Raw genomic sequence first — 23,083 nt, forward strand, 5'->3', positions numbered from 1 at the left:
TCGCGGCGGCCGACCACGCCGCCGACGGGGACACCTGAACCAGCCTTGCACTCGCACTGGTCGAGTGCTAAAAACGAGGTTGGCACTCGCGAGCTGTGAGTGCCAGGTCGGGACGGTGAGGCCGGTACCGAATGACACACCGGTCGTCCGTCGCGGGCACCGAGTTCCGGCCATACGAACCTAGTGTCACCCCCTTCGGAGGATCACTTACCCATGGCCAAGCAAATTGCGTTCGACGAAGAGGCCCGTCGCGGCCTCGAGCGGGGCCTCAACAGCCTTGCCGACGCCGTCAAGGTGACGTTGGGACCCAAGGGTCGCAACGTCGTCCTGGAGAAGAAGTGGGGCGCCCCCACGATCACCAACGATGGTGTGTCCATCGCCAAGGAGATCGAGCTGGAGGACCCGTACGAGAAGATCGGCGCCGAGCTGGTCAAGGAAGTCGCCAAGAAGACCGACGATGTCGCGGGCGACGGCACCACCACCGCCACCGTTCTCGCCCAGGCTCTCGTCCGTGAGGGTCTGCGCAACGTCGCCGCCGGCGCCAACCCGCTGGGTCTGAAGCGCGGCATCGAGAAGGCCGTCGAGGCCGTCACCGAGTCGCTGCTGAAGAGCGCCAAGGAGGTCGAGACCAAGGAGCAGATCGCTGCCACCGCCGGTATCTCGGCCGGCGACGCCTCGATCGGCGAGCTCATCGCCGAGGCGATGGACAAGGTCGGCAAGGAAGGCGTCATCACGGTCGAGGAGTCCAACACCTTCGGCCTGCAGCTCGAGCTCACCGAGGGCATGCGCTTCGACAAGGGCTACATCTCGGGTTACTTCGTCACCGACGCCGACCGCCAGGAAGCCGTCCTCGACGACCCGTACATCCTGCTGGTCTCGGGCAAGGTCTCGACCATCAAGGACCTGCTGCCGCTGCTGGAGAAGGTCATCCAGGCCGGCAAGCCGCTGCTGATCATCGCCGAGGACGTCGAGGGCGAAGCTCTCTCGACCCTTGTCGTCAACAAGCTCAAGGGCACCTTCAAGTCCGTCGCCGTCAAGGCCCCGGGCTTCGGTGACCGCCGCAAGGCCATGCTGGCCGACATCGCCATCCTCACCGGTGGCGAGGTCATCAGCGAAGAGGTCGGCCTCTCGCTCGAGGGCGCGGGCATCGAGCTGCTCGGTACCGCTCGCAAGGTCGTCGTGACCAAGGACGAGACCACCATCGTCGAGGGCTCGGGCGATCCCGACGCCATCGCCGGTCGTGTCGCCCAGATCCGCGGCGAGATCGAGAACAGCGACTCCGACTACGACCGTGAGAAGCTGCAGGAGCGTCTGGCCAAGCTGGCCGGCGGTGTTGCGGTCATCAAGGCGGGCGCGGCCACCGAGGTCGAGCTCAAGGAGCGCAAGCACCGCATCGAGGACGCCGTCCGCAACGCGAAGGCTGCCGTCGAAGAGGGCATCGTCGCCGGCGGTGGCGTGGCCCTGCTGCAGTCGGAGCCGGCCATCGACGCACTCTCGCTCGAGGGTGACGAGGCCACCGGCGCCAACATCGTCAAGGTCGCCCTGTCGGCTCCGGCCAAGCAGATCGCGATCAACGCCGGCCTCGAGCCGGGCGTCGTCGCCGACAAGGTCCTCAACTCGCCCACCGGCACCGGCCTCAACGCCGCCACCGGTGTGTACGAGGACCTGCTCAAGGCCGGCATCAACGACCCGGTGAAGGTCACCCGCTCGGCGCTGCAGAACGCAGCCTCGATCGCGGCTCTGTTCCTCACCACCGAGGCCGTCGTCGCCGACAAGCCCGAGAAGAACGCCGCACCGGCCATGCCGGGTGGCGACGAGATGGGCGGGATGGGCTTCTGATCTCCTGATCAGATCCCTGCGTCCACTCACGCAGCACCAACCGAAGGCCGGTCACCCGAGCGGGGGGCCGGCCTTCGGCGTTCCGAGCACGGCTTCGGCGACTTCCCGCGACCACTGGACATACTCGAGGACCGCACCGTCGGTATGGCGAAGGTAGGCGAATCGTCCTGTCGTGCTCTCGGATTCGCCGATGACCTCGGCCCCGGCTTCGCCACTGACCTGCGAGATCAAGGCGTCTAGATCGTCGACGATGACCGGTCCGACGGTCGACCGGTAGGCCTCGACGTCGTCGTCGGCTCCCGCGATGAGGAGGAAGTTTCCGACGGCGGCGAGTTCGGCCTTCTCGAAGGTGAACCGCAGATCGGCGGATGCGCCGACGATCGTCTCGTACAGCGGTAGAGACTCGTCGAGGTCGGCGACGAATATCCTGGCGTAGGTCTTCAGCACTCGCATCGACCCCACGCTAGGAGCGCAGGCGGATGAGCGGCAGTACGCACTTCGAGGTGAGCGGGGACGCCGCGCCGTCGTCCGGGGCCGAAGAGCGCGCCCGACAACTCGCGCGGTCGGTGTTCAGCGTCGTGTCGACGAAATGGGGTCTGACCGTCCTCGAGGAGATCCGGCAGCGACCCCGCCGGTTTCGCGAGTTGAAGCGGTCGATCGGGACGATCAGCGACAAGGTGCTCACCCAGACGCTGCGTGACCTCGAGACGCACGGCCTGATCCATCGGCACGACCATCGCACCGCCAACCCACGGGTGGACTACACGCTGACCGACGCCGGCCGCGACCTCGTCACGACGGTCCACGGCCTGTGCGACTGGTCGCGAACGCATCTCGACGACCTGCTCGACGCGCGCGGGTCGGCTGATCGCATGTGAGGCACTCCCGGGAACGTTCTCGATCCGCGAGGTGTTGAGAGGGCAATGAGCGCTCCCATCACCGTCGACATCTGGTCCGACATCGCCTGCCCCTGGTGCTACATCGGCAAACGGAAGTTCGAGGCGGGCCTCGCCGAGTTCGACGGACGCGACGACGTCGAGGTGACCTACCACAGCTTCGAGCTCGCACCGGATACGCCGGTCGACTTCGACGGTTCAGAGGTCGACTTCCTCGTCCGGCACAAGGGCATGCCGGCCGATCAGGTCCGGGGGATGCTCGACCAGGTCCGCGGGATCGCCGCCGAGGTCGGTCTCGACTACGACTTCGACCGGCTGCAGCACACCAAGACCCTGAAAGCGCATGAGGCCCTGCACTTCGCGAAAGCGCATGGCCGGCAGGCGGATCTGGCCGAGCGTCTGTTCCAGGCGTACTTCGAGCAGGGGCGCCACATCGGCCGCGCCGACGAACTCGCCGATCTGGCGGCCGATGTCGGTCTCGAGCGCGACGCCGTGCTCGCCGCGCTCGAGTCGGGCGAGTACGCCGCGGCCGTAGAAGCCGACATCGACCAGGCCCGTGCATACGGGATCAGCGGGGTTCCCTTCTTCGTGATCAACGGCAAGTACGGTATCTCCGGAGCCCAGGCGCCGGAAACCTTCGCGCAGGCCCTCGACAAGGTCCGCGCAGAGGAGTCCGACCGTGTCTGACCCGGTGGTGCCCTTCGAGATGATCGGCGACGACGACGCGGCCGTCTGCGTCGACGGCGTGTGTGCGGTGCCGGAGGTCGGGACCGACGCGTCGGACTCCGCATCCGACTGAGCCCCGAAGTCCGAGCGTCGATCACCTCCTCGAGGCCATCGCGGGCTTCGGCTGACGCTGCGCGGCAGAAGATCGCACCCACCGCTGGTTGAGCCGAGTCGAAGCCACCGAGGTGACCTCGGTCCACGCTGCGCGGCAGTAGGTCGCACCCGCCGCTGGTTGAGCCGGTCCTGGTGTGACGCCGGGGCCGGGATCGCCGATCTTCGGTAGCAGCTGACAACTCTGAGTTCGGCGCCGCGCGGCTCCGCCGGGTGTGAGCGCCCGTCCGAAGTGGGTATGCGAGCGCCATGCAGACGTTCCTGCCCTACCCGGACTTTCGACGATCTGCCGAGGTCCTGGACCCCGCGCGCCTCGGTAAGCAGCGCGTGGAGACGTTGCAGATCCTGCGGGCGCTCGAACTCTTCGATTACGGCTGGGCCAGCCATCCCGCGGTCACGATGTGGCGCGGGCACACCCCGGCGTTGGTCGCCTACGGGCTCGCTTTCGTCGACGTGTGGACCGGCGGCGGTCGTGCAGACACCACTGCTCCGATGATCGCCGAGTTCGCGCCCGAGGTGGTGGGTGCGTCCCAAGCCGAGCTGACCGCGCAGGGTCTGATGCCCGCGTGGCTCGGCGACGAGCGACTCCATCGCAGTCACCGTTCGGCGCTGCTCCGCAAGGCGCCGGACTTCTACGGCTCCGTGTTCCACGACGTCGACATTGACGACGAGATGCCGTACTTCTGGCCGGATCCGCCGGCCACCGACGCGCACGATCTGGACGAACCGACCCGCACCGTGTGGATCATCCGGGCCGGATCCGACGAACAGTTCGCTCAGTTCCGACGCCGGCAGATCGTCGGATTGGGCGTCGAATCCGGCATCGACACCGACGCCTCGGTGGGCACCGAGACCGGCCTGCGCGTGTTGCTGAAGGAGCGAAGTCCCGGGCGGCGGCCGGGCAAGGACCTCCGCGTGCTCGCATCGTTCGTCTCCGATCTGCGGGTGGGGGACGAGGTCGCCGTCGTCGACCCCACCGATCCGGACGTGCTGCCCCTGGGGACGTTGATCGGCGAGTACGAGTTCTCCCGCCGAGGCAGGGCGCTCACCCCGCATCGGCGTCGGGTCCGCTGGACCGGCACGCTCGAGCGGTCGGCCGTCGCCCCGCCGGCGCTGCTCCAGAATCCACGAATGCTGTTTCCGGTGTCGGTGCGATCAGAGGCGGTCCGGTTGTAGTCCGATCGGCCGAATCTGGCACCGGGTGGTCGGTGAATGCGTTCCCGGCGCCTTTCGAAGTGGCCGGTCGTTTTTCGACGGCAGAGACGATCACGGCCGGCTCGCTCGCACGAGATCGGCTGTTCAGGAGCACGACGTCTCGACCGGTCGGGATCAGTCATCGTGAAATCGCCTCCAATAATGACCATGGTGCGCGCAATCGCAAGGTGAACAGCGATGACCCCCGGCCGTGGTAATCCGGACGGGGCCGTCTCCGGTGCGTATGGTGAAACGTATTCGGATCGATATCTGCGTGTGTGAATTCCGTTGTCGAGACGGCGGCGCGGTAGTGATGTGAGCATGTAGTGATGTGAAGGGACTGTGATGTCCGCAGTGGGTGGTCTGTTCCGCCGACGCCTGGTCGCCACAACGGTCTCGATCGTTGTACTCGTTGTCGCGCTTGCTGTTCCGTCGTTCGCCGGCGCCGACTCGGGAGATTCCTCGTCCCGGGCGAAGGCGCTGGCCCGCGCTGTCGCCGATGGCCGGGTCCTGGACCTGTCGGTGTATTCGCCGTCGATGAAACGTCACGTACCGGTCCGGGTTCTCGTGCCCGCCGACCGCTCGGTGCCCCGACCGACGCTGTATCTGCTGAATGGCGCGGGTGGCGGCGAGGGCACCGGACACTGGTTCGAGCAAACCGACATCGTTGATTTCGTCGCCGACAAGAATGTGAATGTCGTCGTGCCGATGCGCGGTGCGTACAGCTATTACACCGACTGGGTGAAAGTCGACCCGGTGCTGGGGCGAAACAAATGGACAACGTTTCTGACCAGCGAATTACCGCCGCTCATCGATCGGAAGCTGAACACCACCGGCGTGAATGCGATCGCGGGGATCTCCATGGCGGGAACGTCGTCGTTGAGTCTTGCCCAAGCCGCACCTCAGCTCTACCGCGCGGTCGCCTCCTACAGCGGTTGTGCGGAGACGAGTACGAATCTCGGCCGGCTCGCCATCCGCGCGGTCGTCGAAGGACGCGGCGGTGGCGACATCGCCAACATCTGGGGCCCGGTCGGCTCCCCGGGGTGGCGGGCGCACGACCCGGTCGTCAACGCCTACAAGCTGCGCGGCAAGGCGATCTACATCAGCACCGGCACGGGGGTCCCCGGACCGCACGACCGGTTGCAGGGCCAGGGAATCGACGGGAAGACCACGATCTACATCGACCAGATCGCGGTCGGCGGCGCCATCGAGGCCGCCACCCACCAGTGCACGCTCAATCTCGATCGTCGACTCAAGCAACTCGGCATTCCCGCGACCGTCGACTATGCACCGGGGACGCACGCCTGGCCCTACTGGCAGGACCAGCTCGTGAAGTCGTGGCCGATGCTCGAAAGCGCGCTCACCGACTGACCGCCGCACAATCTGTCACGATGTGACCGTGACTGCGACCCCCGGCGCGCCCAGCCCCATCTCCAGCATGCCCAACCTCCGCGATCTCGGCGGCTGGCGGACCGGGGACGGGCAGACGGTTCGATCCGGCGTGCTGTACCGGTCCACGGATTTCTCCGCGCTCGACGCCGCCGACGTCTCCGCGCTCGAGTCGCTCGGCCTGAAGACCGTCTACGACCTGAGATCGGCGCACGAGAGCGAGGCCATCCCCGACCCCGTCCTGCCCGGCGCGTCGAACATCGCACTCGATGTCCTCGCCGATGCGCAGATGTCGATTCCCGCCAACATCGGTGCTGTCCTCGCCGATCCCGCCGTCGTCGCGCAGGCCGACGAGATGCTGTCCGGCGGCAAGGCGCGCGAGATGATCTCCGGGACCTATCGCGAGATGATCACCCTGCCCAGTGCGACGGCGTCGTACACGCAGCTGTTTCGTGGACTGATCGACGGCTCGACGCCGGCCCTCATGCACTGCACCACCGGCAAGGACCGAACAGGTTGGGCCGCAGCGTCTCTGCTGACACTGCTCGGGGTGCCGAAGGACGACGTCTATCGCGACTACCTGCTCACCAATGAACGTCTGATCCCGTCGCTCACACCCATCTTCGACGGGTTCGCCGCCGCCGGGGGCGATCCCGAGCTGCTCGTCGGCGTGCTGGGCGTCGACTCCGGCTATCTCGACGCCGCGTTCGGCGAGGTGGACAAGCGGTACGGCGGAATCGAGGGTTACTTCGGCGAGGCGTTGGGTCTGGGTGCCGCGGACCAGAAGGCGCTCCGGGACCGATATCTGACGTAGGGGCTGGCCGCCCGAGACGCTGTGGCAGCGAGGTGTCACCCGCACGGGTGTCATCTGGTCGTCGTGCTTTCACCCGATGAGGGGATATCCGCGGATGGCAGGTCGCGTTAGCGTCGGAACCACCCCCGAAACGACTCGACTGCCGGAGAAATCGATGCGCACAACCATTTTCGTTCGAGCTGCCCTCATCCTGGCCGCGACGGCGACCGCTGCGGTCGTCCCGGCCGCGATCGCCGATGCCGCGCCACTCGAGTCCGGGAGCCTCGACGGCGGAAGCGTCGACGGGGGCAGTCTCGAGGAATACGGTCTGGGCGGCCTCGACTATTTCGGGAGTCTCGGGGGCAATCAGGCTCCGCCGTCGACCCAGCGGTGCAACTCCGAGACCAAGTCCGGCGGCTACGGTGTCACCGAGACCCGGCACATCCTCGGCCTGCGAGGCCCGACGAGCTTCACGCTGAACTACGACACCTACGACATCCCGGACGAGATCCGCGTGTTCTACGGTGGCCGGCAGATCTACAACACCGGTTACGTCGGAGACGACATCAACCAGGGAACCGGCAGTGTCCGGATCACGGTGCCACCCGGTGGCGACACCTCGGTCGTGGTGCGAGTGACCGGGCCGGACCGGAACACGGAGTGGGACTACACCGTGAACTGCCCGGGAGCGAGCTGACCGCCCGACGATCGTCGGTAGTGTCTTGGAGTGAGTGAATTCAGCTTGACCGAGAAGGCCGCGCTGGGCAGCGGCGCCGATTTCTGGACCACCAAATCGGTCGGTTCCGTTCCCGCGCTGACACTCACCGACGGTCCGCACGGGGTCCGGAAACAGACCGGCGCCGCCGACCACCTCGGCCTCGCCGGCAGCGAACCCGCCACCTGCTTCCCGCCCGCGGTCGGACTCGGCCAGAGTTGGGACACCGGGCTGATCCGTCGTGTCGGCGAAGCGCTCGGACGCGAGGCACGCGGTCTCGACGTCGACGTGATGCTCGGCCCGGGCGTGAACATCAAGCGAGATCCCCGGTGCGGCCGCAATTTCGAGTACTTCTCCGAGGATACGTTCGTCACGGGCCGGCTCGGCGCGGCGTGGGTGAGCGGCGTACAGAGCATCGGGGTCGGCACGTCGCTCAAACACTTCGCGCTGAACAACGCCGAGGACGACCGGATGCGGTCGAGTTCGGACGTCGACCCGCGCCCGATGCGGGAGATCTACCTCCGCGCCTTCGCGCACATCATCCGCACGGCGAACCCGTGGACCGTGATGTGCTCCTACAACCGCATCAACGGCACGTACGCGGCGGAGAACCGGTGGCTCCTCACCGACTTGTTGCGGGGTGAGTGGGGCTACGACGGCGTGGTGGTCTCCGACTGGGGTGCGGTCGCCGACCGCGTTCGGGCGGTCGCCGCCGGCCTGGATCTCGAGATGCCCGGCCCGGGGGACCGCACCGACGCGCAGGTCGTGGACGCGGTCCGGAACGGAACCCTCGACGAGGCGGCGCTGGACCGGTCGGCCCGGGCGGTCCGGGAACTCGCGGAGCGGGCCGCCGCGGGCCGGGCGAACCGGTCCGTCGTCGACTTCGATCTCCACCACCGACTCGCGCGCGAGGCCGCATCACGGTCCATCGTCCTGCTCAAGAACGACGGCGATCTGCTCCCGTTGAGCCCCGGACGCTCCGTCGCGGTCGTCGGCTCGTTCGCGCACGACCCCCGTTATCAGGGCGGCGGCAGTTCGCACGTGAACCCGACGCGCCTCGACGTACCGGTGGACGAGATCCGGGCAGCCGGCGGCACGGTGACCTACGCCCCGGGTTTCAGCACCGACGGCTCGCGGGTGGATACGGCGGGCGCGTTCGCCGCGGCGGCGGGCGCCGATGCCGCCGTGCTGTTCCTGGGACTGGCGGCCGCACAGGAGTCGGAGGGCTTCGACCGCGACGACATCGAACGGCCGGCGGACCAGGTCGAGTTGCTGACCGCGATCCTGGCGGTGCAACCGCGAACGGTCGTCGTGCTCGCTCACGGAGGCGTCCTCCGCCTCGGATCGATCGCCGCGGCCCCGGCAATCCTCGACGGCGCGCTCCTCGGCCAGGCCGGGGGCGGGGCCATCGCCGACGTGCTCTTCGGGGTCGTCAACCCGTCGGGTCGGCTCACCGAGACCGTGCCGGTCAGGTTGCAGGACACCCCGGCATACCTGAATTTCCCGAACGAGAACTCGCACATCCGCTACGGCGAGGGCATTTTCGTCGGCTACCGCTGGTACGACGCCCGGGACATCGAGGTCGCCTACCCGTTCGGGCACGGATTGTCCTACACGACCTTCGAGTACTCGGATCTGTCTGTCGCATCGGATGATCCGGGCGTCGACGGAGTGGTCGTCGGGCTGACGGTGACCAACACCGGTTCTCGAGCCGGACGTGACATCGTCCAGGTCTACACGTCGAAGCCGGACTCACGAGTCGGACGACCGCCGCGCGAGCTGACGGGCTTCGCGACCACCCGCGACCTCGAACCCGGTGAGTCGCAGAGGATCTCGATCGCGATCGACCGTAACGACCTCGCGTACTGGGACACCCGCGTCGACCGCTGGGTCGTCGAACCGGGTGAGTACGGGGTGGACGTCGGCGCGTCGAGTCGGGACATCCGGCTGACCACCACCGTCGAGATCGCGGGCGACGAGGTTCATCTCGCAATCGACGAGAACTCGACCCTCGGCGAGGTCCTGGCGAATCCTGCTGCGGCGCAGGCGCTCGCGTCCCGGTTCGAGGACAACCCGCTGGCGAGCTCCGACGACGCCCTCGGCGTTGACATGGCACGGATGATGGCGTCGATACCGCTCGGACGCCTCGCCGGGTTCGGGATGCGGGACGAGGACATCGCCGCGATCATCGCGGCGGCACGCACGGACTGACCGGCCGGGTACCTCCGACACCACGCCGGCGATTCAAGGCTGCATCTGGCGTCCGCTGAGGAGACCGTGCTGATGCGCCAGCGTTGCCAGTCCGACGCGGTTGGCGACCCCGGTCTTGCCGAGTAGATGCTCTATGTGGCGGCCGACTGTCTTGGCGCTGATGACGAGCGCACCGGCGACCTGCGCCGAGGTCAGACCGTTCGCCACGAGGGTGAGGACCTCCAGCTCCCGTCCGGTGAGGTCGAATGGGAGCGGCTCGGGCGTGGCGAAGGTCAGGGCCACGGGGGTGGCGGCCCGATATCGCGGCGTCGCCGGGAGCAGCCGGACCAGATGCCAGGTTCCCCCGGGGTCGCACCATCGGAACTTGCGCTCGGTACCGGCGAGTCGTGCGACGATCGAGAGCAGTTCGGGGTCGACATCTGGTATGAGCTGATCGTGCAGGGCCCGGCAGTTTCCCGACCTGTCGATGAGCCACGCGGGGCTCCCTGGAGAGAGGAAGTCAGCCACCATCACCGGACGCATCGTCGTGTCGAGAAGCGACGCGACACTGCTGCGGAGCTCGTTGATCTCGGTGACGTCCACGTCGCGGGGGTAGCGGCGGTCGTCGGAATTGACGTGCAAGGTCCCGGCATAAGTGCCTTGTGCGGTGACCAGGCGGGCGGACAGTCCCTCGTCGAATCCGGCCGGGGTGAACACGTTGGTGACCGAGTGGGTCCGTCGGTACCCGGGGAAGTCACGCCAGCGCAACGCGCCGGAGCGGGTTCTCTCCATCTCTTTGAACAATGGGTCGTTCGAGACGAACCAGCTGTTGAAGTGGCTCATGACCGAATCGGGATAGTCGTGATTGGCGAGGGTCAGGTGCCGGCCCGCGACCGGATCCCACAGACTGATCGCGCTTGCCGACGACGACACGCGCTCACCGAGCGCGCACAGCAGCTCGTCGGCGCGTGTGTTGAGGTCGGCCGCGCTCCCCAGTGCCTCGTGGTAGGGGCCGGTGGTCGACGATCTCATGCGCTCTCCGTAACCCCCCGACGATGATCATTCGATGGGTTGCATTGTTCCGCAGGCGCGTTTCGGCGATGTTTCCCATCAGGCCGGCGACGCAACACTCGTTGTCGATCCGGAAACCAGCTGTTAACAATCGAAGTGGGAAAGATGGGGAATTCTCCCGATTCGCGCGGCAGGTCTCGGTCCTTAGATTCGAGGCACGGGTCGCACACCGCTGTGCGGCCGGTGACCGATTGATCTCACACGGCCCGGAGCACCTCCGGCCGACAAGCCAGGAGTTACCGATGACCACGGACTCTTCACATGAACGTTCCCGATGGCGCATGACGATGTCGATCACCGCTGTGGCGGTGGCCGGTGTCATGCTGTCCGCGTGCGGGAGTGCGGCTTCCGACAGTGACAGTGCCGCGGGCCGCGTCGACTGTCTCGATACGAGCGGAGACTCGGTCGCGGTGGGATCGATCAACTCGCTCAGCGGTGGCACCGCAGTGAGTGAAGTCGTGATCCACGACGCCATCACGCTCGCCGTGGAGCAGATCAACGCGGAAGGAGGTGTACTCGGAAAGCAACTGCGGCAGATCTCCGAGGACGGTGCATCCGATCCCGCCATCTTCGCTCAGAAGGCCCAGAAGCTCGTTGCGAGCGACTGTGTCGCAGCAGTTTTCGGCGGATACACCTCTGCCAGCCGGAAGGCGATGCTTCCCGTGTTCGAGGACACCGGTGCGCTGCTCTACTACGGCCAGCAGTACGAGGGGCTGGAGAGCTCTCCGAACATCTTCTACACGGGTGCCACGACCAATCAGCAGATCGTCCCCTCACTGGACTACCTCCGCGAACAAGGAGTGAAGTCGATCTACCTCGTGGGCAGTGACTACGTCTTCCCCCGCACCTCGAACGCGATTGTGCGCGCTTACGCGGAGGAGAACGGAATGACCATCGCCGGTGAGGATTACGCTCCGCTCGGCTCCACCGACTTCTCGACGGTCGTCAACAAGATCCGTCGATCCGACGCCGATGCCGTGTTCAACGTGGTTGTCGGCGACTCGTTGGCCGCGTTCTTCCGCGAGTACAACAACGTCGGCCTGAACGCTTCGACGATGCCGGTCATGTCGATGTGCGTCGGCGAGGAAGAGGTCAGGAGCATCGGAGCCCAGAATCTCGTCGGTCAGTTGTCGTCGTGGAATTACTTCCAGTCACTGGACAATCCGGTGAACAACGAGTTCGTTGCCGCCTTCAAGGAGCGGTTCGGGTCGTCGAGTGTGACCTCGGATCCGATGGAATCGGCCTACACCGCTGTGCACCTGTGGAAGCAGATGGTCGAGAAGGCGGATACGTTCACACCGGAAGAGGTGTCCGCTGCTGCAGCCGGCGTCAGTTACGAAGCGCCCGAGGGACTGGTCACCGTCGACGGCGAGAACCACCATGTCACCAAGACGGCACGGATCGGCCGAGTGACCGCAGACGGTCAGTTCGATGTGGTGTGGAGTTCTGACGGACCGATCGAACCCGACCCTTTCCTCGACAGTTATCCGTGGGCTGAGGGCGTCGGGGCCTGACCCGCTGACCCCGGACGTGTCGGCCATCTGAGAGGGAACACCTGTGCATCTCACACCGAAGGACGAGGACCGGCTGCTGCTTTTCCTCGCAGCTGAGCTCTCACGCAGACGCCGGTCGCGCGGACTGCGACTGACGTATCCGGAAGCGCGTGCGCTCATCGCCGACGAGGTGGCGGAAGCCGCTCGTGGGGGAGCCAGCGTCTCGGAGGCGGCGGCACTCGGTGCGTCGCTCCTCACCGATGACGACGTGGCCCCCGGGGTCGCAGCCCTCCTGGGGTCGGTGCAGGTGGAGGGATTTTTCGACGACGGCCAGAAGCTCGTGACCGTTCACGACCCGATCCGGCCGGGAACCGGCCCTGCGCCGACGCGACTGGACGGTGACGAGCACACGCCCGGGGAGTATCTGCTCGTCGACGAAGACGTCGTGATCAACGACGGGCGGGACACAGCAGCGATCACGGTGGTCAACACCGGTGATCGACCGGTCCAGGTCGGCTCGCACTTCCACTTTTTCGAGGCCAACCGGGCGCTGCTGTTCGATCGACGGGAAGCCTTCGGGATGCGTCTGGACATCCCGTCGGGCACCGCCGTCCGATTCGAGCCCGGGGCCGAGCACGATGTCGAACTCGTCGCCTTCGGCGGCGAGCGCGTCATCACCGGCCTCAACGACATGACCAACGGCCCAACCGATGTTGCGCTGCCCGCCGCGACGCTACGCGACCTGCGCGCAGCGGGATTCCTGGACACGTCCGCGGGAGACGTAACCGGGAGGACCACTTCAGGAGGGGACTATGGTGCAGAGACTGACGCGTAGGCACTATGCGGAGCTGTTCGGGCCGACGACCGGCGACAGGGTGCGTCTGGCCGACACCGAACTCCTGGCGCGCGTGGAGTCCGACGCCACCGTATACGGCGACGAGTCGGTGTTCGGCGGCGGCAAGACCATGCGTGAGGGCATGGCCGTGCACAATGCGATCACGAATGCCGAAGGCGCACTGGACTTCGTGATCACGAACGTCCTCATCATCGATGCTGTGCTGGGGATTCGTAAGGCCGACATCGGGATCAAGGACGGGCGCATTGCCGGCATCGGCAAGTCCGGCAACCCCGCCACCATGGATGGGGTCGATGCCGAGCTGGTGATCGGAGCCGGCACCGACATCCGTTCGGGTGAAGGCATGATCGCGACCGCGGGAGCCATCGACGTCCACGTGCACTTCGACAGCGCCGGACTGGTCGAGGAAGCCATCTCGAGCGGTATCACCACCATGATCGGTGGGGGCCTGGGTCCGGTCACGGTGGGGATCACCAGCTCGGGGCCACGTAATCTGGCAAGGATGCTTCGGGCAGCAGAGGCATTCCCGATGAACTTCGGATTCATCGCGAACGGAAGTGCCGCATCCACAGCACCGTTGATCGAGCAGGGACTCGCCGGTGCGATCGGATACAAGATCCACGAGGACTGGGGTGCGACGCCGGCATCGATCCGCGCCTCGCTCGACGCGGGCGACGAACTCGACCTACAGGTGCAGATCCACAGTGACACCCTGAACGAGTCGGGCTTCTATGAGGACACCATGCGCGCAATCGGTGGGCGCACGATCCACACCTATCACGCCGAAGGTGCGGGCGGTGGACACGCCCCGGACATCATGCGGGTCGTGGGTGAGCCGAATTGCCTTCCGTCGTCCACGAATCCGACCAACCCGTATACGCTCAACACCTTCGACGAGCATCTCGACATGGTCATGGTGTGCCATCACCTCAATGCGCGGATACCGGAGGATGTGGCTTTCGCCGAGTCGCGTATCCGGCGAGAGACGATCGCCGCCGAGGACGTCCTGCACGATCTTGGCGCCATCTCCGCGATCGGCTCGGACTCGCAAGGGATGGGCCGCATCGGCGAAACCATCGCCCGTACATGGCAACTCGCCTCGCACATGCGCGCCACGCGTGGGCCGTTGCCGGACGACGCCGGTACCGGCGCGGACAATCAGCGCATCTTGCGTTACATCGCCAAGCTGACGTTGAATCCGGCGAAGATGTTCGGCATCGACCACGAGGTCGGCTCGCTGGAGCCCGGCAAGCTCGCCGACATCGTGCTGTGGGAGCCGAAGTTCTTCGGTATCCGTCCAGAAGTGGTGTTCAAAGGTGGCTTCCCGGCGTGGTCGGTGATGGGCGAATCGAACGCCTCGCTGATGACCTGCGAACCGCTGAAGTATCGCCCGCAATGGGCGGCTTTCGGCAAGTCGCCGGTTGACGTGTCGGTCAACTTCGTCGGACGTGCGGCCCTCGACTCGGGCCTCGGGGAACGACTCGGCCTCGACACCCCGCTGATCGGCTGCACGGGATCGAGAGCCTTGACCAAGGCGGACTTCGTCCACAACGACCACCTGCCCGAGATCTCCATCGAACCCGATACCTACCGGGTGGTGGTGAACGGGGAGATCTGCACGAGCACACCGATGTCGAGCGTCCCGCTCGGACGCCGGTACACGCTCAAATAGGAGGAGAGCATGAGTTCGGATCCGATCCGTATCGGAATCGGCGGACCGGTCGGCTCTGGCAAGACCAGGCTGGTCGAGTCATTGGTCCCCGTCCTCACAGAACGCGGGGTCGATCTCGCAGTGATCACCAATGACCTGGTGACCGACGAGGACGCCCAGCGTGTACGACGCAGCGGCATCATCGACCCCGCGCGGGTCCGAGCCGTCGAGACCGGTGCGTGCCCGCACACCGCGATCCGCGAGGACCCATCGGTCAATCTGGCCGCCGTGGATGACCTGGCGGCTGCCTACCCAGGCCTCGACGCGGTGCTGATCGAGTCCGGCGGAGACAATCTCGCTGCCACGTTCAGCAGTGATCTCGTCGACTACTGGATCTTCGTCATCGACACCGCCGCCGGCGACGACATCCCGCGGAAGCAGGGTATCGGCCTTCTGCAGGCTGACCTGCTCCTGGTGAACAAGATCGATCTCGCCGAGATGGTCGGAGCCGACCTGGATCGCATGCGACACGACTGTTCGGTTGCCCGGCCGAGTAAACCCACACTGTTCACCGACCTACGGCATCAGGTGGGCGTCGTCGAGGTGGCCGACGAGATAGTCAAGGGAGCAATGCTTCCCACGCCACCGAGGGCATGATCGAGCCGGGGGTTCTCGATGTCGACGTGGTCGCCGATATCTGCGGAAGGACTCGGGTGCGGCATCTGCGGCAGGCCTACCCGCAACGGGTCACCACACCGCTGTATGTCGACGTCGACCCACGGATCGCCTATCTCTGCGTACAGAATCCGTCCGGGGGGATCTTCGCCGACGACTCGTTGCACACGACTGTGGCGGCCGGCCCCGGCAGCCATCTCCTGTTCACGTCCCAGGCGGCAACCCAGGTGTTCGACGGGCACGACGGACCGGGGGCAACCCACCACCAACGGATCCGGGTCACAGATCGATCGGTGGTCGAGTTCGTACCGCGCGAGATCATTCCGCAGGCCGACTCCCGGTTCGCTCAGTACACCGAGATCGACGTCCGGGGTTCGGGGCTCTTCGTCGGATGGGAGATGCTCGCTTCCGGGCGGATCGGCCGTGGGGAGCGGTTCCGGTACCGGTCTCTCGTCTGCCGGACCACGGTGCGGGTCGACGGTGAGGTCGTTGCGCGGGACGCGCTTCGGTTCAGTCGACCCGAAGGGCGGGTCGACGACGCCGGTTCGCTGCCGGAGCGGCTGATCGGCGCGAACTACTGCGCTACGTTGCTGGTAGTAGCTCCCACGAGAAGCACCGGTGCATTACAGAATGCACTGCAATCGGCCCTGGACGCGTTGGATGTGGTCAGCGGCGTCAGCGCACTGCCGGGCGAGAGTGGTGCGATCGTGCGCGTGCTCGGCACGAGAGCACCCGCGATGCGTGAGGCGCTCGCCGTGTGTCTGGCGTCAATCCGGTCCGAACTGTTGATGCTGGCACCGCCCCCAAGGCGATTGATCTGAGAGGACACCCCATGACCACTGAATCCACCGAGCAGGCGCGGGAAGTGACCCACCTCCTGGGACGTGAGTGTGATGAAGAGTTCCACGGACGTCGACTCGACCTCGTCGAGATCGGTTGGGGGGACGCGCGTAAGCACCGACAGATGCTCACGACCGCATCGGGATCGACGGTGCGGCTCCGCCTCCCACGAGGTTCCTTTCTCGACGACGGCGCGGTCCTGGCCGACGACGGCGAGACCATCACCGTGGTACGTCGTGCTGCCGAGCCCGCCATCGTCGTCGACTTCGATGCCAACGGCGGACCCGACGGTGCGCGGCGAATGCTGTTGCTGGGTTATCTGCTGGGCAACCAGCATGCCCCGCTGGATGTCTCGGCGCACCAGGTGTCGACGCCGCTGATGACGAGCGCGACGACCGCGAAGGACACCCTCGCCGCACTGCGTCTGCAGGGTGTGGTGGCCGACGTCCCGCTCGCCTCACACGGATGGTCGAACACGTCGGCCGATCATCACCATCATCACCATCATGACTGATCGACCCGTCATCAGTTGCTGCCCGAGGACCGCGATCGACTCCGCTGTGTCCGATTGCTCTGTGCCCGATTCCTTCGCGGCGGCCGTCGGCTGGCTGAACCTGCACGACAGCGCTTTTCCCGCGGGCCGTCTGGTCCACAGCAACGGCATCGAGAGCTGGCTGCGTGCGTTTCCCGACGCCGGGCCCGATCAGATCGTCGAGCTCGTCGTGGATTACGTGGCGACCTCGGTCGCGACACTCGATGCGGTTGTCGGTGTCCACGCTTGGGCGAGTGACGATCTCGCGATGCTCACGGGCCTCGATCGGGAGTTGCTCAGCTACAAGACCTCGGAGAACGCGCGAGACGCGTCGCTCAAGCCGGGGCGTCAGCTCGCCGACACCGCAGCTCGTGTCGGGATGATCTGCGGAGTGCCGGACTGTGCTCGCGCGGATTACCTTCGCGCGGTGTCGTCGGCGAATGCACCGGGCAATCTGGCCGTCGTCGAAGCCGTGGTCCAGGCGGGACTCGGGATCGACCGGCGCATCGCGACCCTGGGGACGCTGCGTTCGTCGATGGCATCCGCGTTCAGCGCGTGCGTACGTCTCGGCAGGCTCGGTTCGCTCGGCGCACAGCGTGCACTGGTCGCGGCGACACCCGCTCTCGTCGACCTTGCCGCCGACGTCGAGCGGGCTCCGCTCGACGCGCTGAGCTCCAGCAGCTTCGCGCTCGAGCTGTTCGGCATGCGACATGCACAGATGTCGCCTCGGCTCTTCGCCAGCTGATGCAGCCGGACTTGGATCCGGCTACCGGAACACGATGCAGGTGGTGGTCCCGTGGGCGACGAGCTTGCCGTCGGCGGAGAACACCTTGCCCTCGGCGGTCGCGGTGGTGCGGCCGGCGTGGATGACGGTACCCACGCCGGTCAGCTCCCCGGCGTCCACGGCGACCGAGCGGATGTAGTTCACCTTCAGCTCCAGCGTCGTGTAGCCGACCCCGGCGGGCAGGGTGGTGTGGACGGCGCACCCCATCACCGAGTCCAGCAGCGTGGCGCAGATGCCGCCGTGAACGGTGCCGAGGGGGTTGGCGAAGTCGGGCTGCGGAGTCACGGCGAAGGTGACCGCGCCCTCGTCGATCTGCTTGGGCACCATGCCCAGGAGGCGGCCGATGCTCGGACGGTCGGAGCCCGCGCCGCCCGCCTGCCAGGCTCGCAGCAGCTCGAGTCCGGACATGGCGGTGGGGTCGGTGGGTGCGTCAGTCGTGGTCGTCATGACTATGCATGGTTGCATACTCCGCCGTGGTTATGAAGGTCTGCATATCGGCGAGGCTGCGCCGCATACGGGATGACCTCGGCCGATGCTATGTATGCTGGCCACGACATCGGGTGTATGAGGGTCGGCATAGGAGTTGTTGCTGCATGGCGTCACATCCCGCCGAGTCCGTGATCACCGGCGCGGACGACCGCGGCCCCCGCGAACGCATGGTCGTGCACGCGGCCGATCTGATCGGCCGCGACGGGGTCGCTGCCACCTCCATCGGCGACGTGATCTCGGCGAGTTCCGCACCACGGGGATCGATCTACCACCATTTCCCGGGCGGTAAGACCCAACTGATGACCGAAGCCGTCCGGTACGCCGGTGAGTTCATCGCCGAACGCATCGGGCGTCCGACCACGATGACCCCGGCGGACACGGTGCGCGAGATCGGCGGGGTGTGGCGGCGACTACTGGTCAATACCGACTTCCAGTTCGGCTGCCCCGTGCTGGCCGGCGGACTCGCCCGCCGCAGCGAACCCGCGGTGGCGGACGCATCCGCCGAGATCCTGCAGCGCTGGGCCGACCTGGTCACCGCGCGGCTGGTGGTCGACGGCGTCGACAGCGACCGTGCCGACTCACTGGCCAACCTCATCATCGCGGCGGTCGAGGGAGCGGTCGGGCTCTGCCAGACGCGGCGCAGCGTCGAACCCCTCGATCGCGTCATCGCCGAACTGGCGAGCCTCTGCGACGCGGCCGTCGATCGGGTCTGATCCGGGGCGAGACGTTGGACACAGGTGTGCTCCGTTAGTAGGTTCACCATGTCGTCACCGCCGTGGTGGCGTCTGGCCTGTATCCGTTCATCGTCGGGACGGGCTCGAATCGGTGGGTGAGCTCGGGGAGGTTGCGCCATGACGCCGGTCTTCCGGCATGCGCTGGGTTCGGACTTCGACCGTCTGCATCCCAACGTCGCATGGCGCTACGGCATCGACTCGACTTCCGGTGTCGCGCAGGTCTGTAGCGGAATCTACGAGTCGGTCTACGTGTCGTCGGCGCTGCCGCCGCCCGCCCTGTGGCATTACGCCAAGCGCAATGCGCTGCCCTCGAAGACCAGTCGCATGGTTCCGTTCACCCAGGGTTACTACTGCTACTCCGACGAGCTGGGGCGCGAGTCGCTCGCGGTGCTGCGGAACTTCCAGTACACGACCGGCCCGCGCAAGCTGAACTCCCTGCTGGTGGCCGGGCGCACGGGCCTGGTCGACTATTTCGGCGACGGCCCCGAGTTCCTGTATCCGATCGAACCGTCGGTGACGCGATCCGGCGAACTGCTGCTCGAGAGCGGACCGATGCGCTGGCTCGGACGCGGACCCAAGGTCGGGATGAAGGGGCTGTTCACCGCTCAGATGAAGTACATCGAGGGGTGGGACGAGAAACGGGATCGATTCCGGTGCGACGCGACCGTCCGCAACCCGGTCATCGGCGAGATCATGCACTTCCGCGGCTGGTTCACCGCCGTCGACCAGGCGTGCTCGTTGCGTGACATCCCGGACGAGGCGTGGCCGGTCAACCTGGTCGACCGAGAGAGCTGAACGGTTCGATCCAGGGCGACTCCGTCGCGGCAATCCAGGGCGACTCCGTCGCGGCTCGACACAGCCTCGACAGTTCGTTGCATCGGCGGCCAGGGCGCGCGGTAGGTTCAACGCATGGCTGTCTCAGCGAACATCGAATTCGACGTCGCCGCCCCCGTCTCGGTGGTGATGGAAGTGCTCATGGACATCGAGTCCCTACCGGACTGGTCGGGACCGCACAAGGAAGCCGAGATCCTGTCCAGTTACGACGACGGCACGCCGCAGAAGGTGCGGATGGTCGTCACCGCCGCGGGTATCTCCGACGAGCAGACCTGCACCTATGACTGGACCGAGAACTCGTGCGAATGGCACCTCATCGAGTCGAATCAGTTGAGCGAGCAGCACGGCAAGTACACCGTCACCGAATCCGACAAGGGTGCCCATGTCCGCTTCGACCTGGCCGTCGAGCTGAAGATCAAGCTGCCCGGACTCATCGTGAAACGCGCCCAGAAGATGGCCGTGGACACCGCGCGCAAGGGACTCACCGCGGAAGTGGAGAAGCGCGCGGCGGCCTGAGGACGATCGTGACCGGGACGTGACGAGTCGATCGTCTCCTCCACGGCGCCGGCCCCTGTACGCTGAGGGCGTTCCTTACCGGGCGCCCGAGCTATGGAGGCCAAAGCAGTTGAGAATCAAGAAGTTTGCCGTTCGCGGCCTGGTCCTGGCGGCGGGGCTCGCCGGATGTGTTGGTTTCGCCGGGTTGTCGGGCGAAGGGGTCGCCGCGGCGGACACGCGTTGCTCGGTGTCGAACGGTCATCAGGTCGAGCGTGTCGAGGGGCGCAGCGGTTGCGGCGCCAAGGCCGGAGTCGGCAGTCGCGCGAGTGCCGATGAATACAGCGGTCGCGGCACCGCGGTCTCGGTCTCGGACAACGGCGGCAACGCCGCGGCCTACAACCTGCAGCCCGGTTCGACGGCGCTCGCCGGCGCCAACAGCCGGGGCAACGCCTACTCGGTCACGACCGGCCCGAGCGCACTGTCCGTCGCCCAGGCGCGTCGCGGTGGTACGACGGTGGCGATCGGCGGCTGGGGCGGCGAGGCCTACGCCGGTCCCGAAGGTGCCCGCTGCAGTGGCGGTTTCGCGACCGCGTTCGACACCAGCACCGGTAAGGCATGTCTGCACGCCGGTTCGATCGACCTGCGGAACTGAGCGGCTCCACCTCACGACACCTGAGAGACAGAACACGCCCGGCGCGACGGTAGTTCACCGGAGCGTCGGGCGTCGTTCGCCGCTTCGACCTATCGTTGTGGAGTGACCGACCTCCACGATCCCGAGACCCAGATCGGCCCCGACTTCAGCGTGCTCAACGGCCGCGAAGCGCTTCAGCAACTCGTCGACCTCCACGACACCACGCACTTCACGGTCAACGACGACGATGACGACGACCCGGTCCTGCTGACCCTGCCCGAACGGAATGTCGTCGACACCTGGCGTGAGGACTATCCGTACGAGGAGCGCATGAGCCGCCGCGAGTACGAGGTCACCAAGCGGCGGCTGCAGATCGAACTGCTGAAGCTGCAGAAGTGGTCCAAGCAGACCGGGCAGCGGCATCTGCTGGTCTTCGAGGGCCGGGACGCGGCGGGCAAGGGCGGCACCATCAAACGATTCAACGAGCACCTCAACCCGCGCGGCGCACGCACGATCGCCCTGGAGAAGCCCAGCGAACGCGAGGCCACCGAGTGGTACTTCCAGCGGTATGTGCAGCACCTGCCCGCCGGCGGGGAGATGGTGTTCTTCGATCGCTCCTGGTACAACCGCGCCGGCGTCGAACGGGTCATGGGGTTCTGCAGTCCGCAGCAGTACACGCAGTTCGTCGCCCAGGTCCCGGCGTTCGAGAAGATGCTCGTCGACGACGGGATCAACCTGGTCAAGTTCTGGTTCTCGGTCACCCCGCTCGAGCAGCGGACCCGGTTCGCGATCCGTCAGATCGACCCGGTGCGCCAGTGGAAGCTGTCGCCCATGGACCTGGCGTCGCTAGACAAGTGGGATGCCTACACCGAGGCGAAAGAGGCGATGTTCGCCACCACCGACACCGACCACGCACCCTGGACGGTGGTGAAGTCCAACGACAAGAAGCGGGCGCGGATCAACGCCATGCGTCACGTGCTGAGTCTCTTCGACTACGACGGCAAGAACGAGTCCTTCGTGGGCACACCCGACCCGCTGATCGTCGGCCGCGCCGCGGATGTGATCGGGGAGTAGTTCCCCGGCTCGGTAGCCTCGTGGCTGTGCGTAGCTTCCTGAGTGCCCTGTTGACACTTGTCGCGATCGCGGCGACCGTTCTCGCCGTACCGTCTTTCTGGCTGGATCAACGCATCGTCGACCAGGCGGGTTTCGTCGCCACGGTCGCGCCGATGGCCGAGAACCAGCAGGTCAAGGACTACCTCGCAGATGAGATCGCCGCGCAGGCGACCGCGCGGACAGACCTGCCGATCGCCGGCGTCCTGGTGCGGCCGCTGGCGGGCCGCTACACCGAGAGTGAACAGTTCCAGCAGGACTTCGCCGATGTCGTCGGCCAGCAGCACGCGTTCCTATTCGAGGAGCCGGCGCCCGGTTCGGACACCTCGGTGATGCAACTCGACATCACGAACATGATCAACCGCTCCCTGAACCTGACCGGTGGCAACGCGATCCAGGGGCCGGTGGTCGTCGAGTTGACCAACGGCTCCTCGGGCCTCGAGGCGGGCCGGTACGCGGAGGTGGGTAGCCAGATCACGCTGCTCGCCTGGGGCTCGGCGGCGGTGGCCGTGATCGCAGCCGTGCTCGCGCTGCTGATCGCCCGACGACGCGGAACCGTCTTCGCGTGGCTCGGGCTCGGCGTGCTTGCAGCCGGCGTCTCGACCTGGGCCATGGGCCTGTTCTTCGCCGACCGCGCCAAGCAGGAGGTGGCCGGCGCAGAGCGCTCGGGCCGCCAGGTCGCCGAGCTCATCATCGACGGCGCCTACGACGACGTCACCCGGGTCGCACTGATCGTCGGCGGCGTGGGCGTCGCGATGTTCGCCGTCGGGATCCTGGGACGGCTGATCATCGGGCGGCGCTGAGGGAGGGTGCGTCAACCCTGCCCCCTGATCCGAAAGAACGACATGACCATTGGTCCCTGAGGTGCGAGAGCGCAGGCGATGCCTTCCCTCTGCTCCCTGAGGTGCGAGGAGCGCAGGCGATGCCTTCCCTCTGCTCCCTGAGGTGCGAGGAGCGATAGACGGTATGAGGGCCTTGGGGCCGAAGGCCTCAAGCTGCAAACACATCGTGGGTTGCTGCTGCTGAGTTCACACT

The 23,083-nt window shown here is 66.5% G+C and carries 24 protein-coding genes; 21 read left to right on the plus strand and 3 right to left on the minus strand.

Annotated features, from left to right (window positions below; all coding sequences use genetic code 11):
• Positions 1–213: 213 nt before the first annotated feature.
• Positions 214–1,839, plus strand: a complete 1,626-nt coding sequence (groL, locus tag ACFUEJ_RS13070; protein WP_065630128.1) for a chaperonin GroEL — start codon at positions 214–216, stop codon at positions 1,837–1,839.
• Positions 1,840–1,890: 51 nt separating this feature from the next.
• On the opposite strand, the gene ACFUEJ_RS13075 is transcribed toward groL, so the two are convergent.
• Positions 1,891–2,292 (minus strand): VOC family protein, encoded by a 402-nt coding sequence (locus tag ACFUEJ_RS13075; protein WP_065630129.1) that lies wholly within the window; start codon positions 2,290–2,292, stop codon positions 1,891–1,893.
• Between the two features lie 26 nt (positions 2,293–2,318).
• On the opposite strand from ACFUEJ_RS13075, the gene ACFUEJ_RS13080 reads away from it, so the two are divergent.
• The 7 genes from ACFUEJ_RS13080 to ACFUEJ_RS13110 all read left to right on the plus strand — a co-directional run bounded on the left by ACFUEJ_RS13080 (position 2,319) and on the right by ACFUEJ_RS13110 (position 9,874).
• Entirely contained in the window at positions 2,319–2,717 is a 399-nt protein-coding gene (locus ACFUEJ_RS13080; RefSeq protein ID WP_083207299.1) for a helix-turn-helix domain-containing protein, read from the plus strand.
• A gap of 45 nt (positions 2,718–2,762) precedes the next feature.
• Positions 2,763–3,422 (plus strand): DsbA family oxidoreductase, encoded by a 660-nt coding sequence (locus ACFUEJ_RS13085; protein ID WP_311277770.1) that lies wholly within the window; start codon positions 2,763–2,765, stop codon positions 3,420–3,422.
• Between the two features lie 399 nt (positions 3,423–3,821).
• On the plus strand, positions 3,822–4,748 hold the full coding sequence (locus ACFUEJ_RS13090; RefSeq protein ID WP_311277769.1) for an MSMEG_6728 family protein: 927 nt from the start codon (positions 3,822–3,824) through the stop codon (positions 4,746–4,748).
• A 363-nt stretch (positions 4,749–5,111) separates the two neighbouring features.
• On the plus strand, positions 5,112–6,137 hold the full coding sequence (locus ACFUEJ_RS13095; RefSeq protein WP_065630131.1) for an alpha/beta hydrolase family protein: 1,026 nt from the start codon (positions 5,112–5,114) through the stop codon (positions 6,135–6,137).
• A gap of 28 nt (positions 6,138–6,165) precedes the next feature.
• The gene (locus ACFUEJ_RS13100) at positions 6,166–6,969 is read left to right on the plus strand and encodes a tyrosine-protein phosphatase (protein WP_311277768.1); all 804 of its coding nucleotides are present in this window, start codon (positions 6,166–6,168) and stop codon (positions 6,967–6,969) included.
• Positions 6,970–7,123: 154 nt separating this feature from the next.
• A complete protein-coding gene (locus tag ACFUEJ_RS13105) occupies positions 7,124–7,645 on the plus strand; it encodes a hypothetical protein (protein WP_165630632.1) in 522 nt (173 codons plus the stop codon).
• Between the two features lie 30 nt (positions 7,646–7,675).
• A complete protein-coding gene (locus ACFUEJ_RS13110) occupies positions 7,676–9,874 on the plus strand; it encodes a glycoside hydrolase family 3 C-terminal domain-containing protein (protein ID WP_311277767.1) in 2,199 nt (732 codons plus the stop codon).
• 33 nt (positions 9,875–9,907) lie between these two features.
• Here the strand turns inward: ACFUEJ_RS13110 and ACFUEJ_RS13115 are convergent, their stop codons facing one another.
• Positions 9,908–10,885: a LuxR C-terminal-related transcriptional regulator gene (locus ACFUEJ_RS13115; RefSeq protein ID WP_137808559.1), complete on the minus strand. Its 978-nt coding sequence runs from the start codon at positions 10,883–10,885 to the stop codon at positions 9,908–9,910.
• Between the two features lie 281 nt (positions 10,886–11,166).
• Here ACFUEJ_RS13115 and urtA point away from each other — a divergent pair, with 281 nt between their 5' ends.
• The 7 genes from urtA to ACFUEJ_RS13150 all read left to right on the plus strand — a co-directional run bounded on the left by urtA (position 11,167) and on the right by ACFUEJ_RS13150 (position 17,716).
• Complete coding sequence (gene urtA, locus ACFUEJ_RS13120) at positions 11,167–12,438, plus strand: urea ABC transporter substrate-binding protein (protein WP_388029824.1); 1,272 nt, start codon at positions 11,167–11,169, stop codon at positions 12,436–12,438.
• A 43-nt stretch (positions 12,439–12,481) separates the two neighbouring features.
• The gene (gene ureB, locus ACFUEJ_RS13125; RefSeq protein WP_311277766.1) at positions 12,482–13,252 is read left to right on the plus strand and encodes an urease subunit beta; all 771 of its coding nucleotides are present in this window, start codon (positions 12,482–12,484) and stop codon (positions 13,250–13,252) included.
• A complete protein-coding gene (gene ureC / locus ACFUEJ_RS13130) occupies positions 13,230–14,945 on the plus strand; it encodes an urease subunit alpha (RefSeq protein WP_311277765.1) in 1,716 nt (571 codons plus the stop codon). The genes ureB and ureC overlap by 23 nt, the downstream gene beginning before the upstream one ends.
• Before the next feature lie 9 nt (positions 14,946–14,954).
• Positions 14,955–15,581 carry an urease accessory protein UreG gene (gene ureG / locus ACFUEJ_RS13135; protein ID WP_159370027.1) on the plus strand — a complete coding sequence of 209 codons (627 nt, stop codon included), beginning with the start codon at positions 14,955–14,957 and terminating at the stop codon, positions 15,579–15,581.
• Entirely contained in the window at positions 15,578–16,420 is an 843-nt protein-coding gene (locus ACFUEJ_RS13140) for an urease accessory protein UreD (RefSeq protein WP_078111713.1), read from the plus strand. The genes ureG and ACFUEJ_RS13140 overlap by 4 nt, the downstream gene beginning before the upstream one ends.
• A gap of 11 nt (positions 16,421–16,431) precedes the next feature.
• Positions 16,432–16,953: a hypothetical protein gene (locus tag ACFUEJ_RS13145; protein ID WP_078111712.1), complete on the plus strand. Its 522-nt coding sequence runs from the start codon at positions 16,432–16,434 to the stop codon at positions 16,951–16,953.
• A gap of 61 nt (positions 16,954–17,014) precedes the next feature.
• Positions 17,015–17,716, plus strand: coding sequence for an urease accessory protein UreF (locus ACFUEJ_RS13150; protein WP_265968908.1), 702 nt, complete (start codon positions 17,015–17,017; stop codon positions 17,714–17,716).
• A gap of 21 nt (positions 17,717–17,737) precedes the next feature.
• Here the strand turns inward: ACFUEJ_RS13150 and ACFUEJ_RS13155 are convergent, their stop codons facing one another.
• Positions 17,738–18,220 carry a PaaI family thioesterase gene (locus ACFUEJ_RS13155; RefSeq protein WP_058251304.1) on the minus strand — a complete coding sequence of 161 codons (483 nt, stop codon included), beginning with the start codon at positions 18,218–18,220 and terminating at the stop codon, positions 17,738–17,740.
• A gap of 128 nt (positions 18,221–18,348) precedes the next feature.
• Here ACFUEJ_RS13155 and ACFUEJ_RS13160 point away from each other — a divergent pair, with 128 nt between their 5' ends.
• The 6 genes from ACFUEJ_RS13160 to ACFUEJ_RS13185 all read left to right on the plus strand — a co-directional run bounded on the left by ACFUEJ_RS13160 (position 18,349) and on the right by ACFUEJ_RS13185 (position 22,851).
• Positions 18,349–18,957, plus strand: a complete 609-nt coding sequence (locus ACFUEJ_RS13160) for a TetR/AcrR family transcriptional regulator (protein ID WP_058251303.1) — start codon at positions 18,349–18,351, stop codon at positions 18,955–18,957.
• Positions 18,958–19,095: 138 nt separating this feature from the next.
• Positions 19,096–19,773, plus strand: coding sequence for a DUF4166 domain-containing protein (locus ACFUEJ_RS13165; protein WP_058251302.1), 678 nt, complete (start codon positions 19,096–19,098; stop codon positions 19,771–19,773).
• Positions 19,774–19,887: 114 nt separating this feature from the next.
• Positions 19,888–20,328 (plus strand): SRPBCC family protein, encoded by a 441-nt coding sequence (locus ACFUEJ_RS13170; RefSeq protein WP_058251301.1) that lies wholly within the window; start codon positions 19,888–19,890, stop codon positions 20,326–20,328.
• A 109-nt stretch (positions 20,329–20,437) separates the two neighbouring features.
• On the plus strand, positions 20,438–20,959 hold the full coding sequence (locus ACFUEJ_RS13175; RefSeq protein ID WP_058251300.1) for a DUF6764 family protein: 522 nt from the start codon (positions 20,438–20,440) through the stop codon (positions 20,957–20,959).
• A gap of 102 nt (positions 20,960–21,061) precedes the next feature.
• On the plus strand, positions 21,062–22,012 hold the full coding sequence (gene ppk2, locus ACFUEJ_RS13180) for a polyphosphate kinase 2 (protein ID WP_058251299.1): 951 nt from the start codon (positions 21,062–21,064) through the stop codon (positions 22,010–22,012).
• A gap of 26 nt (positions 22,013–22,038) precedes the next feature.
• Positions 22,039–22,851 (plus strand): hypothetical protein, encoded by an 813-nt coding sequence (locus tag ACFUEJ_RS13185; protein ID WP_058251298.1) that lies wholly within the window; start codon positions 22,039–22,041, stop codon positions 22,849–22,851.
• The last annotated feature ends 232 nt before the right edge of the window (positions 22,852–23,083 follow it).

The organism is Gordonia sp. NPDC057258, from assembly GCF_042668985.1.
GTDB classification, from domain to species: Bacteria; Actinomycetota; Actinomycetes; order Mycobacteriales; family Mycobacteriaceae; genus Gordonia; species Gordonia hongkongensis.

Coding starts and splice junctions, on each gene's coding strand:
- groL (WP_065630128.1), top strand. CDS start 214: ATGGCCAAGCAAATTGCGTTCGACGAAGAGGCCCGTCGCGGCCTCGAG.
- ACFUEJ_RS13075 (WP_065630129.1), bottom strand. CDS start 2,292: ATGCGAGTGCTGAAGACCTACGCCAGGATATTCGTCGCCGACCTCGAC.
- ACFUEJ_RS13080 (WP_083207299.1), top strand. CDS start 2,319: ATGAGCGGCAGTACGCACTTCGAGGTGAGCGGGGACGCCGCGCCGTCG.
- ACFUEJ_RS13085 (WP_311277770.1), top strand. CDS start 2,763: ATGAGCGCTCCCATCACCGTCGACATCTGGTCCGACATCGCCTGCCCC.
- ACFUEJ_RS13090 (WP_311277769.1), top strand. CDS start 3,822: ATGCAGACGTTCCTGCCCTACCCGGACTTTCGACGATCTGCCGAGGTC.
- ACFUEJ_RS13095 (WP_065630131.1), top strand. CDS start 5,112: ATGTCCGCAGTGGGTGGTCTGTTCCGCCGACGCCTGGTCGCCACAACG.
- ACFUEJ_RS13105 (WP_165630632.1), top strand. CDS start 7,124: ATGCGCACAACCATTTTCGTTCGAGCTGCCCTCATCCTGGCCGCGACG.
- ACFUEJ_RS13115 (WP_137808559.1), bottom strand. CDS start 10,885: ATGAGATCGTCGACCACCGGCCCCTACCACGAGGCACTGGGGAGCGCG.
- urtA (WP_388029824.1), top strand. CDS start 11,167: ATGACCACGGACTCTTCACATGAACGTTCCCGATGGCGCATGACGATG.
- ureC (WP_311277765.1), top strand. CDS start 13,230: ATGGTGCAGAGACTGACGCGTAGGCACTATGCGGAGCTGTTCGGGCCG.
- ureG (WP_159370027.1), top strand. CDS start 14,955: ATGAGTTCGGATCCGATCCGTATCGGAATCGGCGGACCGGTCGGCTCT.
- ACFUEJ_RS13140 (WP_078111713.1), top strand. CDS start 15,578: ATGATCGAGCCGGGGGTTCTCGATGTCGACGTGGTCGCCGATATCTGC.
- ACFUEJ_RS13145 (WP_078111712.1), top strand. CDS start 16,432: ATGACCACTGAATCCACCGAGCAGGCGCGGGAAGTGACCCACCTCCTG.
- ACFUEJ_RS13155 (WP_058251304.1), bottom strand. CDS start 18,220: ATGCAACCATGCATAGTCATGACGACCACGACTGACGCACCCACCGAC.
- ACFUEJ_RS13160 (WP_058251303.1), top strand. CDS start 18,349: ATGGCGTCACATCCCGCCGAGTCCGTGATCACCGGCGCGGACGACCGC.
- ACFUEJ_RS13165 (WP_058251302.1), top strand. CDS start 19,096: ATGACGCCGGTCTTCCGGCATGCGCTGGGTTCGGACTTCGACCGTCTG.
- ACFUEJ_RS13170 (WP_058251301.1), top strand. CDS start 19,888: ATGGCTGTCTCAGCGAACATCGAATTCGACGTCGCCGCCCCCGTCTCG.